This is a genomic window from Paraburkholderia sp. SECH2 (genome assembly GCF_030464795.1).
GTDB lineage: Bacteria > Pseudomonadota > Gammaproteobacteria > Burkholderiales > Burkholderiaceae > Paraburkholderia > Paraburkholderia aspalathi.
On sequence record NZ_JALPRH010000007.1, the window covers coordinates 78,332 to 89,994 of the forward strand.

The 11,663-nt window shown below is 61.5% G+C and carries 10 protein-coding genes; 9 read left to right on the top strand and 1 reads right to left on the bottom strand.

Going from position 1 to position 11,663, the window contains the following annotated elements:
* Positions 1 to 77: 77 nt before the first annotated feature.
* From M0D66_RS14670 to M0D66_RS14690, 5 genes are all read left to right on the top strand, one after another.
* Entirely contained in the window at positions 78 to 1,040 is a 963-nt protein-coding gene (locus tag M0D66_RS14670; protein WP_054038992.1) for a sugar ABC transporter substrate-binding protein, read from the top strand.
* A gap of 73 nt (positions 1,041 to 1,113) precedes the next feature.
* Positions 1,114 to 2,739, top strand: a complete 1,626-nt coding sequence (locus M0D66_RS14675; protein WP_211706538.1) for a sugar ABC transporter ATP-binding protein — start codon at positions 1,114 to 1,116, stop codon at positions 2,737 to 2,739.
* Positions 2,740 to 2,742: 3 nt separating this feature from the next.
* Complete coding sequence (locus M0D66_RS14680; protein ID WP_054038990.1) at positions 2,743 to 3,744, top strand: ABC transporter permease; 1,002 nt, start codon at positions 2,743 to 2,745, stop codon at positions 3,742 to 3,744.
* A gap of 14 nt (positions 3,745 to 3,758) precedes the next feature.
* Positions 3,759 to 4,736, top strand: a complete 978-nt coding sequence (rbsK, locus tag M0D66_RS14685; protein WP_200618307.1) for a ribokinase — start codon at positions 3,759 to 3,761, stop codon at positions 4,734 to 4,736.
* Between the two features lie 134 nt (positions 4,737 to 4,870).
* Positions 4,871 to 5,974 carry a nucleoside hydrolase gene (locus tag M0D66_RS14690; protein WP_211706537.1) on the top strand — a complete coding sequence of 368 codons (1,104 nt, stop codon included), beginning with the start codon at positions 4,871 to 4,873 and terminating at the stop codon, positions 5,972 to 5,974.
* Between the two features lie 58 nt (positions 5,975 to 6,032).
* Here the strand turns inward: M0D66_RS14690 and M0D66_RS14695 are convergent, their stop codons facing one another.
* Positions 6,033 to 6,944: a LysR family transcriptional regulator gene (locus M0D66_RS14695; protein ID WP_211700499.1), complete on the bottom strand. Its 912-nt coding sequence runs from the start codon at positions 6,942 to 6,944 to the stop codon at positions 6,033 to 6,035.
* Positions 6,945 to 7,061: 117 nt separating this feature from the next.
* On the opposite strand from M0D66_RS14695, the gene gltP reads away from it, so the two are divergent.
* From gltP to M0D66_RS14715, 4 genes are all read left to right on the top strand, one after another.
* Positions 7,062 to 8,387 (top strand): glutamate/aspartate:proton symporter GltP, encoded by a 1,326-nt coding sequence (gltP, locus tag M0D66_RS14700; protein WP_211700500.1) that lies wholly within the window; start codon positions 7,062 to 7,064, stop codon positions 8,385 to 8,387.
* Between the two features lie 54 nt (positions 8,388 to 8,441).
* Positions 8,442 to 9,716, top strand: a complete 1,275-nt coding sequence (locus M0D66_RS14705; RefSeq protein ID WP_211706536.1) for an aminotransferase class V-fold PLP-dependent enzyme — start codon at positions 8,442 to 8,444, stop codon at positions 9,714 to 9,716.
* Positions 9,717 to 9,937: 221 nt separating this feature from the next.
* A complete protein-coding gene (locus tag M0D66_RS14710) occupies positions 9,938 to 10,141 on the top strand; it encodes a hypothetical protein (protein WP_093645406.1) in 204 nt (67 codons plus the stop codon).
* Positions 10,142 to 10,414: 273 nt separating this feature from the next.
* Entirely contained in the window at positions 10,415 to 11,659 is a 1,245-nt protein-coding gene (locus M0D66_RS14715; RefSeq protein ID WP_211706535.1) for a Crp/Fnr family transcriptional regulator, read from the top strand.
* Positions 11,660 to 11,663 lie beyond the last annotated feature (4 nt).

Consider the following 11,663-nt stretch of genomic DNA (forward strand, 5'->3'; position numbering starts at 1 on the left):
TGTGGTGAACCTGCCCATCACACGACTCAACGGCTATCAGTCACTACGTAGACCGAACGAGCGATACGGAGACATCAATGATTCGTCATTTCCAACCGGCGCGGCGTCGCGCTATCGTAGCCAGCGCAGCTTTCTTCGCAGTGTCGATTCTGCCGGGCGCAGCGTTCGCTCAGGCCGCCCACAAGCCGAAAGTCGCACTGGTGATGAAGTCGTTGGCGAACGAGTTTTTCCTGACCATGGAAACCGGCGCGAAAGACTATCAGAAGCAGAACCCCACGAAATTCGATCTCGTCACGAACGGCATCAAGGACGAGACCGATACGGGTAATCAGATTCGCATCGTCGAACAGATGATCGTGTCGAAGGTCGACGCACTCGTGATCGCACCAGCCGATTCCAAGGCGCTGGTGCCGGTTCTGAAGAAAGCGGTCGATGCCGGCATCATCGTGGTCAATATCGACAACAAGCTGGACCCGGACGTGCTCAAGTCGAAAGACCTGAACATCCCGTTCGTCGGCCCGGATAACGCCAAGGGCGCGCAGAAGGTAGGCGACTACCTGGCCAAGCGCCTGAAGTCGGGCGACAACGTCGCCATTATCGAAGGCGTCTCGACTACCACCAACGCGCAGCAACGCACGGCCGGCTTCAAGCAGGCCATGGCGACGGGCGGCATGAAGGTCGTCTCGCTGCAATCGGGTGAGTGGGAAATCGACAAGGGCAACGCCGTCGCGAGCCAGATTCTCAATGCGAACCCGGACGTCAAGGCGCTGCTGTGCGGTAACGACAACATGGCGATCGGCGCGGTATCGGCCGTGCGTGCAGCGGGCAAGGCGGGCAAGGTGCAGGTGGTGGGCTATGACGACATCAACGCGATCAAGCCGATGCTCGCCGACGGCCGCGTTCTTGCCACTGCCAATCAGTACGCTGCCAGACAGGCCGTGTTCGGTATCGATACGGCTTTGAAGGCAATCGCTGAACACAAGAAGCAGTCGGAATTGTCGGGCGTCGTCGAAACGCCTGTCGATCTGGTCACCAAGTAAGATTGGGGCAACACGTGGCCCGCATCGTTTGCGGGCCACCCCCGCCTGATCTTTGTCTGGCTTTATCAATCTGATGTCCACTCCCAACCTATCCCTTGCCGTTGCCCCGCCCGTGCTGACTGTGCAGGGCATCGGCAAGACCTACGCCGGGCCAGTGCTCGCCGATATCTCGCTGGATCTGTACGCGGGCGAGGTGCTGGCGTTGACCGGCGAAAACGGCGCGGGCAAGAGCACCTTGTCCAAGATCGTCGGCGGCCTCGTTACGCCGACCACCGGTTCAATGACGCTTGGCGGCGCAGCTTATACGCCGGGCAGCCGCAAGGACGCCGAGGCGCTCGGCGTGCGCATGGTCATGCAGGAGTTGAACCTGCTGCCGACCCTCTCGGTGGCGGAGAACCTGTTCCTGAATCGTCTGCCGCAGCGCGGCATGTTCGGCTGGATCGATCGCGCCAAGCTGCGCGAAGACGCCCGGCATGCCATGGCGCAAGTCGGGCTCGACGCGATCGACCCTGACACGCTGGTGGGCACGCTGGGCATCGGCCATCAACAGATGGTCGAGATCGCGCGCAATCTGATCGGCGATTGCCGCGTGCTGATCCTCGACGAACCCACCGCAATGCTGACCGCCCGCGAGGTGGACCTGCTGTTCGAGCAGGTCGAACGGCTCAAGGCGCGCGGCGTGGCGCTGGTGTACATCTCTCATAGACTTGAAGAATTGAAGCGTATCGCGCGGCGTGCAGCCGTGCTGCGTGACGGGCGACTCGTGCATGTCGACGAGATGGCGAACCTCTCGGCCGACCGTCTGGTCACGCTGATGGTTGGGCGTGATATCGGCGAACGGATCGACCTCGGCGAACGGCGCATTGGCGACGTGGCGTTCAAGGTCACGGGCATGACCCGCGAGCCGGTTGTGCGCGATGTGTCATTCGAAGTCAAAGCAGGCGAGATTTTCGGCATCAGTGGTTTGATCGGCGCGGGTCGCACGGAATTGATGCGGCTCGTCTACGGGGCCGATCGCGCGGATGCCGGTACGGTATCGATCGCGCATGGCGGCGGCCCGCTGCAGACGGTGACGGTATCGTCGCCGTCGGACGCAGTAAAGAACGGCATCGCACTGATTACGGAGGACCGCAAAGGCGAGGGCCTCCTGCTGACGCAACCCATTGCCGCCAATATCTCGCTCGGCCATTTGCGCTCGGTGTCGAAGAACGGCGTGGTGGACGCCCGTCGCGAGGCGGCGCTGGCGCGCAAACAGATCGACGCCATGAGCATCCGCAGTTCGGGGCCGTCGCAGCCAGTGTCGGAACTCTCCGGCGGCAACCAGCAGAAGGTGGTGATCGGCCGCTGGCTCGCGCGCGATTGCACGGTGTTGCTGTTCGACGAGCCCACACGTGGCATCGACGTCGGGGCGAAGTTCGATATCTACGCGCTGATGGGCGCGCTTGCGCGGGAAGGCCGCGCGTTGGTGGTGGTGTCGAGCGATCTGCGCGAATTGATGTCGATTTGCGACCGGATCGGGGTGATGTCGGCGGGACGGATGACGGGCATGTTCGAGCGCGGAAGCTGGACCCAGGACGCGCTGCTCGCAGCGGCGTTCGCGGGCTATACGAAACGCGACGCGCTGCTGCACGACCCGATCGAACCCGACGCTAAAGCGCCCGACTCAACGGCGCCCGATCAAAAATCTGTGGAGTATTGAAGCATGACTGCACCAACCAGCCTGCCTTCCGTGCAGAACGAACCGCCCAAAGACGCGAAGCCGATCGGCACGCGCCTTGGATTCTCGAACTATATTGGCCTGCTCGGCGCGCTGCTCGGGATGATCGTCCTGTTCTCGCTGCTGAGCTCGCACTTCCTGAGCTACGACACCTTCAGCACGATCGCGAACCAGATTCCCGATCTGGTTGTGATGTCGGTCGGCATGACCTTTGTGCTGATCATCGCCGGGATCGACCTGTCGGTCGGCTCCGTGCTGGCGCTCGGCGCGGCGCTCACGAGCGTGGCGGCCTTGCAATGGCACTGGCCGGCGCTGCCTGCCGCCTTGCTCGGCATGGCGGGGGCGGCCTTGACGGGCTGCGTGACCGGCGCGATTACCGTGGCCTGGCGGATTCCGTCGTTCATCGTGTCGCTCGGCGTGCTCGAGGCGGCCCGCGGTCTCGCGTACCAGATGACCAACTCCCGCACGGCCTATATCGGCGATGCGTTCGATTTCCTCTCCAACCCGATCGCGTTCGGCATTTCTCCCGCGTTCCTGATTGCCATCGTCGTGATGGTCGTCGCGCAGTTGGTGCTGACCCGCACGGTGTTCGGACGTTATCTGGTCGGCATCGGCACGAACGAGGAAGCGGTGCGCCTCGCCGGCGTCAACCCGCGTCCGTACAAGATTGCCGTCTTCGCGATGATGGGCTTGCTGGCCGGCCTCGCGTCCCTGTTCCAGATTTCGCGGCTCGAGGCAGCCGACCCGAATGCCGGCGCGGGCATCGAATTGCAGGTGATCGCGGCGGTCGTGATCGGCGGAACGAGCTTGATGGGCGGACGCGGCTCGGTGATCAGCACCTTCTTTGGCGTGTTGATCATCTCGGTGCTAGCCGCGGGTCTTGCCCAGATCGGGGCAACCGAGCCGACCAAACGCATCATCACGGGGGCTGTGATTGTCGTGGCCGTCGTGCTGGATACGTATAGAAGCCGACGTCGCGCTGCATAAATATTGACCCATTAATGACCGTCAGCGACCCTTCGTGGACGGTCAGCAGGAGAGTGAACGTGTCGAAAGAAGTGAAGCCGGGCCGCGTGCTCGTGGTGGGCAGCATCAATACCGACCTCGTCGCCCGCGCACCGCATTTGCCGCGGCCGGGCGAGACGATCAGCGGACAGGAGTTCTCGCAGGTTGCCGGCGGCAAGGGTGGCAACCAGGCCGTGGCGGCCGCCCGCATCGGCGCGCGCGTGGCGATGGTTGGCCGCGTGGGGAAGGATGCGAACGGCGCCCAGCGGGTCAAGGATCTGGAAGCTGAAGGAATCGATTGCGCGGGCGTCGAGGTCGACGCCGTGCAGCCCACCGGCGTCGCCATGGTCACAGTCTCGGACGACGGCCAGAACACGATCGTGGTGGTGGCGGGCAGCAACGGTGAGTTCACGCCTGAAGGCGTCGCGCGCCACGAAGCGGCGATCAAGGCGAGCGACGTCGTGGTCTGCCAACTGGAAACGCCCTGGGATTCCGTCCACGCAACGCTCGCGCTCGCCCGGCGCCTCGGCAAGATCACCGTGCTGAACCCGGCGCCCGCAACCGGCCCGCTGCCCGCGGAATGGCTGCCGCTCGTCGACTACCTCGTGCCGAACGAGGTCGAGGCCGCGATACTCGCCGGCCTGCCGGTCGAATCGCAAAGCGGTGCGAGAAGGGCGGCGCTGGAGCTGCAACGCGGCGGCGCCCGCAACGTAATCGTCACGCTCGGTGCGCAGGGCGCTTACCTGTTGCCGGAAGGCGGCGAAGGCATGCATTTTCCCGCGCCGCAGGTGAAGGCCGTGGATACGACTGCGGCCGGCGACACCTTTATCGGTGTCTTTGCCGCGCAACTCGCCGCCCGGCAGCCGCTGGAAGGCGCAATCAGCCTCGCGCAACGCGCTGCTTCGATTTCGGTCACGCGCGCTGGTGCACAGCCATCGATCCCGACTCGCGCGGAAGTCGAAAGCGCAGCCTGAAACGGATGCCTGTTGTGACATGAGGCAGTCCGGCCTGCAACTCTGCGTAGCTTGACGTTGAATGACCGGCACCATCTCCGGATGGTGTTCCCCCTGGTTTGATCGCGATCTCTACTGGAATAAAAGGACTAAACATGAAATCACAATGCATAGGCATCCTGATGATAACGTCGCTGCTCGCCGCATGCGGAGGCAACGTGACGACCACCGATCCGCTCGCCAACGCGCCGAAGATCATCATCGATTCGGACTTCAACACGATGGGCGACGACGGCCAGTTGTTCGCCATGACCACACAGTTGATGGGGCAGGGCAAGGTCAACCTGCTCGGGCTGACCGTCGTGACCGGCAACGACTGGTTGCTGCAGGAAGAAGCGGATGCGCTAAAGGCGGTGGAGCGCATGGGCGTGCAGAACGTAGTGGGTGTCTATGCCGGCGCCGACTATCCATTGCAATATGATGTGGCGAGCATTCGTGCGCAGCAGGCTGCCAACCCGCAAGGCTATTTTGGCGCGTGGATGCGGCCGGAACCAACCCAGCAATCCCAGCTTGTGGCGCCGCCGGACGGCTTCGCGGTGTCGACGAAACTGCAGACGCAAAGCGCTGCAGACTTCATGATCCAGACCATCAAGCGCTATCCGAATCAGGTCACCATTCTCGAGGTCGGCCCGCCCACCAATCTCGCCACGGCCATCAAGAAGGCGCCGGAGATCGTGCCGCTGATCAAGCGGATCGTCTACATGGGCGGCGCGATGGCGGTGCCGGGCAATGCGAATGCAGTGGGGGAACTCAACTGGTGGTTTGATCCGCTGGCCGTGCGCACGGTGCTTCAGACCACGATCCCTCAGGCCGTTATTCCCCTCGACGTCACGAATACGGTGCCGCTCACGCAGAGCATCTTCGATCAGATCGTCAACAACCCGAACAAGCAGACCGCGGTAACCAAGGCGTATGGGATCGTCAACGCCGGGTCGTTCGGCGACAACACGCATCTGTTCGACACACTGACGATCGCTTATTTCATGGACCCGACCTACGCCACGCAAACGAAAAGCGCCTACCTCGATATCGACACCACGAGCGGCGAGGATCAGGGGCATGTGACGGTCTATCCCGATCAACCCGCGGCGGGCGCGTCACCGAACAAGATCACGTACGTCACGCAGTTCGACAACAATCGTTTCTTCAGCCTCTACGTCGATCTGCTTACGCGCCCTGTGCCGATTACCTTGCCTTGACGAGGAATTACATACACACGCACGGCGGATTATTTGCAACGCAGGGCCGAGGTCCCGCTCAGACCCGGCCCGGATCGAGCAGGTTCGAGCTGAAATCGCAGCACTGCGCGGCGAGCCGTGCGATTTCGGCATTCAACGAGTGCGGTTGTTCCGCGCGATGCATCGCGACGTATGAGACAGGCGGCAGCGCCGGTCGCGTCTGAATCATCCCGAGCGCACCGCGTGTGACCATATGGTTCAGGCATGCCTTCGGTAGATAGCTGATGCCGAGGCCCGAGAGCGTCAGCCCGATCTGCGCGATCAGACTGTTGCTCGCGAGAATGCGTTGCATGCTGACCCCGTGCTCCTGCAGGAAGCGGCTATAGATAAAGCCTGTTCCCGACAGACCGCCCTGCAGGATCAGCGGGTACTGCGCAATCTCGGCGAGCGGAAGGACGTCCTGCTTCGGCGCCAGTGCCGGCGCGCACATCCAGGCATTTTCCACTTCACCGACCTGCGTCATAACGAAGGACTCGGTGCTGTGGATTTGCGGCACGACGATGATGTCGATCGTGTCGTCCGCAAGCCGGTCGCGCAGCGTTGCATTCAAATCCACCTCGGCTTCGACCACGACCTTGGGATACGCCGCCTGGATCGCGCCGATCAGCCGGGGCAGCCACGTCAAGGCGGTCAGCTCCGTCACGCCAATGCGGACCTGGCGCACCAGCGCTTCTTTTGAGCTGATCCGCTCGACGATCTGGTCGCGCCGTTCGAGCAGTTCTTTCGCGTAGGCGAAGAACTCGGCGCCTTTCTCGGTCAGCCGCGCGCTGCGGTGCGCGCGGTCGAATACCGTCAGGTCGAAGGCGCGCTCGAGTTCCTGAATCCGCTTCGAAACGGCCGACTGCGTGGTGTTCAGGCGGCTCGAAGCGGCCTCGAACGAACCCAGTTGCACGATCCAGTAGAGCGCTTCCATCTGCTTGAACGTCAGCATCGCGCCGTCCTTTGCATGAATTAAAGCGATAGTTTCTCATACAAAAAAATCGCTTTTTTTACTTATTTCGGCTGCTTAAGGTTTCTCCATCGCCCCGCCCCCAAATCTGGAGAGAGCATGGATACTGTCGTCGAAAGGCCGCCTGTCAACCATATTGAGCGCAAACCGCGTGTCGGACTTGCGTGGCAGATACTGATCGGTCTCGTCATTGGCGTTGCCACGGGACTCGTGTTGAACCACTTTCCGCAAATGCGGGACGCGACCATTTCAGGGCTGTTGCAGCCCGCCGGCGACATTTTCATCAAGCTGATCAAGATGATCGTGGTGCCGATCGTATTCACGAGCATGGTGGTCGGGATCGCCGGTGTCGGAGACGGTAAATCGTTCGGGCGCATCGGCCTGAAGACGCTCGTGTACTTCGAGGTGGTCACGACGATCGCGATCCTCCTCGGGCTGATTCTCGGCAACGTGTTGCAGCCGGGTGTCGGCACCGACATGTCGCAGCTCGGCCACGCCGACATTTCCCGCTATCAGCAGGCAACACAGCAGGTGCAGGGGCATCATGGCCTGATGACCCTCGTGCTTGGCGTGATTCCGGACAATATCCTCGCTTCGATGGCCAAAGGTGACCTGCTGCCCGTGATCTTCTTTTCGGTGTTATTCGGCCTTGGTCTGCAGTCGGTCCCGGAAGAATTCCGCAAGCCGGTAATCGTCATGCTCAAGGGCGTCGCGGAAGCCATGTTCAAGGTGACGAATATGGTGATGCGTTACGCGCCGATTGGCGTATGCGCGCTGATCGCGGTGACCGTGGCGAGCTTCGGCTTCGGTTCATTGCTGCCGTTGCTTAAGCTGGTGGCCGTCACGTATCTGGCGATCGTGCTGTTTGTGCTTGTCGTGCTCGGCATCACCGCCCGGCTGTTCGGCTTTCGTATCTTCACGTTGCTGCGGGTTATCAAGGACGAACTGATCATCGCGTTCTCAACCTGCAGCTCGGCAACCGTGCTGCCGCAACTGATGAAGAAGATGGAAGACTACGGTGTGCCGAAAAGCATCACAACCTTCGTCGTGCCGACCGGCTACACGTTCAATCTCGACGGCGCATCGATCTATCTCGGCATTGGCACGCTGTTCGTCGCGCAGTTGTACGGCATTCATCTTGGCTGGCAGGAACAGATGGTCCTAGTATTGACGATGGTTGTGACGTCCAAGGGTGCAGCCGGCGTGCCGGGTTTCATGTTCGTGATTTTGCTCGCGACGCTTGCAAGCGCAGGGTTACCGCTCGAAGGGCTCGCGTTCATCGCAGGCGTGGACCGCGTGATGGATATGGGGCGTACCGCGCTGAATGTGGTGGGTAACGCGCTTGCGCCGCTCGTCATCGCCAAATGGGAGCGCCAGTACGACGCGGAGAAGGGCAAAGCGTATGTCGCGTCGCTTGACGCTTGAGCGGACACGGTTCGCGGCACGACATCATTTAGCAGAAAGATCAGGAGCATCCAGATGAGCAGTAATCAAGGCGAGTTCTTTTCCGAGTCGCTGATGCAGGAGATCAAGGCGCGTTTCCACCACGTCGACCACGACATCGACGGGAGCGAGAGACTCTTCTTCGACAACGCAGGTGGCTCGTTCCGCCTCAAGGCGGCCGTCGACGCGTTCGCGCGAATCGATGCGCTGCCCGATTGCCCGGAGCGCATTCACGCACGCGCGCGCCATCTTCAGGACGTTCAGGCGCGCGGCGAGGCGGATATCCGCACGATCCTCAACGCGAAGGACGGCAGCATCTACCCATCGTTGACCGCGTCGGGCGCGATGTTCGACATGGTGCGCGCGATCATGGAGAACGTGCCGGGTACCAACGCCGTCACGACGATCCTTGAACATCCGTCTTCCTTCGACGCAATGACGTACTACGCGCAACGCACGGGCAAGTCGTTGCGTGTCGCGCCCAGCAATCCGGAGACGGGCGGCGTGGACGTGGATGCGATTCTGTCCTTGATCGATGCTGACACGGCGCTGCTCAGCGTGATGTACGCGTCGAATATTTCCGGCGCCAAGTTCGATATCGCGGCACTCGTCGAGCGGGCCCGAGAAAAGAAGCCCGGACTCTTTATCGTCGTGGATGCGGTCCAGCACGCGCCGCATGGTGTGATCGACCTGCAGAAGACACCGGTCGACGGCATCAATTTCGCACCCTACAAGTTTTTTGGCTGCCGCGGCTCCGGCATCTCGTGGCTGTCGCCGCGAGCGGCCGCGCTGCCGCATCACCGCCTCGACGCGAAGCAGGAAGGCGTGTGGGAACTCGGCAGTCCGGCGCCCGCGCAGTTTGCGGTCGTGACCGAGATCGTCGAGTACGTGACGTGGATTGGTGGCCAATTCAGCGATGCCGATACGCGCCGTGAGCTTTTCGTGGAAGGGATGAAACGCATCGAGTTGCATGAGCGCGCGCTACTATCCGCGCTGCTCGACGGCCAGGGTGGGCGGCGCGGTTTGCGGCGGCTCGATGGCGTAGAGGTGTTCTGGGATCATGCCGATCTCACGAAGCGCGACCTGATCCTGGGTATCGGCTTCGCGAATCTGAGCCCGACCGATGCAGTGCGCGAGTACGAGAAGCGCGGCGTGATCGTCTACGAGCGGATCGCCTCGAGTCTGTACTCCGGCCGTATGCTGAAGTCGTTCAATCTGGCGGGCGCGGTGCGCATTTCGCCGCTGCATTGTCATGCACCCAGCGACGTCGAGCGCTTTCTTTCTATTACAGAAGCGCTGACGACACTGTAAAGCGGCCCCATACGCAGACCCCAATTACGGGGCGCATAGAAAGTATTGCGCCCCTTTACTCCCGCACCTCGCTCGCTACCTCTGCCGCGCGGCGCATCAACGCTTACCGCTGACGCTTACAGCACTGCAGGTAATCCGTAGAAACACAACCGTAGCCAAACTGTAGCGTCGTTTGTCTAGGATGCCTCCATCGCCCATGTATCGATCAATGGAGGTACTCAATGCTCAGCCACCACGAACTTGCGACACTCATGCTGCTTGGCGACACGGACAAGCGGCTGGAAGATTTCGACCCGGACGTACTGGCGTTACGCCGTTACGAGTTAGTGGAAATTCGCCAGCGTGACCGGCAAGGTTCGACACTGCAACTGACCCGTCAGGGCCGTGAACTGCTGGAGCGTCTGCGCACGGGCGCGCAGCAATGAGCCGATACGGCGCGATCAGAGCTCACCCCGCATGCCGGGCCGTGTGCATCGCGCCGCCGCCGAAACCCGGCCACGTGGGCCAATCCCTTACGGAGTCTCACAGCCTGCCAAACGTTTGCGCTATTTGCACGATTATGTCTGACGATTGAGAAGGTTAAAGATTTGCGTTTTGCATGTCGTTATCCAGTCAAATAAGTCAGGACCATCGCACATACCCGCGGCCTCATGAAGACCCGGGATGAGCGAGGCAATAGCTCTACGGGGGATTGAATTTTGAATCAACAACGATCGCCATGGTCGCGCGCAGCGGCTCCGGGCGAAGTCATCTATTCCGAAGGCTTCGCGGGCGACGCCGTCATCTACGTAATCGCAGACGGCAAAGTCGAAATCTCCACCCAATGCGACGAAAAGAAAGTCATTCTCGCCACGCTCGGCAAGGGTGAGTTTTTTGGCGAAGCCTCGTTGTTGCCAGCCGAACCACGCGCACACACCGCGAAAGCCATCAGCTTCTGTCAATTGACCGTGATTGCGGCAAGCGTCGTGGAAGAGGAGCTCGAACGCGTATCGCCGCTGCTGCGCCATATCGTGCGCACCATGATTCGACGTGTGAGAAAGAAGGACGATGTCCTCGCTACCAACACGCACGCTGATTTTCTGCCAGGGGTTCTCTCCTACGCGCATGTTCTGTCGCTGATGGCGGGTATCGAGAGCGCAGACCGGGTGGATGGACGCGCGCGCCGCGGCCAGGGGGAAGAGTGCTCGGTGCCGCTGCCCGAAGTCATCAAGAAGTGTCATGCGATTGCCGGTCATTCCCGTCCGCACGTGATGGCGATGCTCAAGCGCATGGAAAAACTCAACCTCGTTACGCTCGAGCCAGGCCGCTCCGATCGCGTGAGCACCCTGTCGGCGCGCTATTCGGCGCAGGACGGCGCAGGCGGGCGGCAGCTCGTGACTTTCGATCCCGTGCGGATCACGGAACGGGCCCAGCAGGTGGCGGACCACGATCTCGACGTGTCGATCAACAGCGAACTGGAACTGATCGAACTGGCCGACCTGGAAGCCCTGATCGGTGTCGAGAAGAACCTGATTCTCAACAAGCTCGCCCATGCGGAAATCGCCGAAGACATCTTCGCGTTTCGCAAGACCAAGGTACTGAACTACGTCGAGGAAAAGGGCATCACGTATTTTTCCCGGCGTACTCCCCGTGGCGCAAGCGAGCTGAAGTCGCTCGCCGATCTGGAGTTTGTCGACCAGCGAACCCTGTTCGAAGCCATCAGCGCTTTCGACACCTATGACCTCGCGAAACTGCTTTCTGCCGTGACCGGCGAGCCGATTTGTGATCGCCTGTTCTCGGTGATGACCGAGGCGCGCAAGAAGGAGGTGTCGTGGGTCATGCGCCGTGAGATCAAGATCGATCCGCTCGAGATCGCCGAGATCGAGGAGCGCTTCATCGAGACCGTGCGCGCGATCAAATCGCCGGCTGCCGCTGCAGCGCCGCTTTCCAATGTGGATGCCTGAGGCC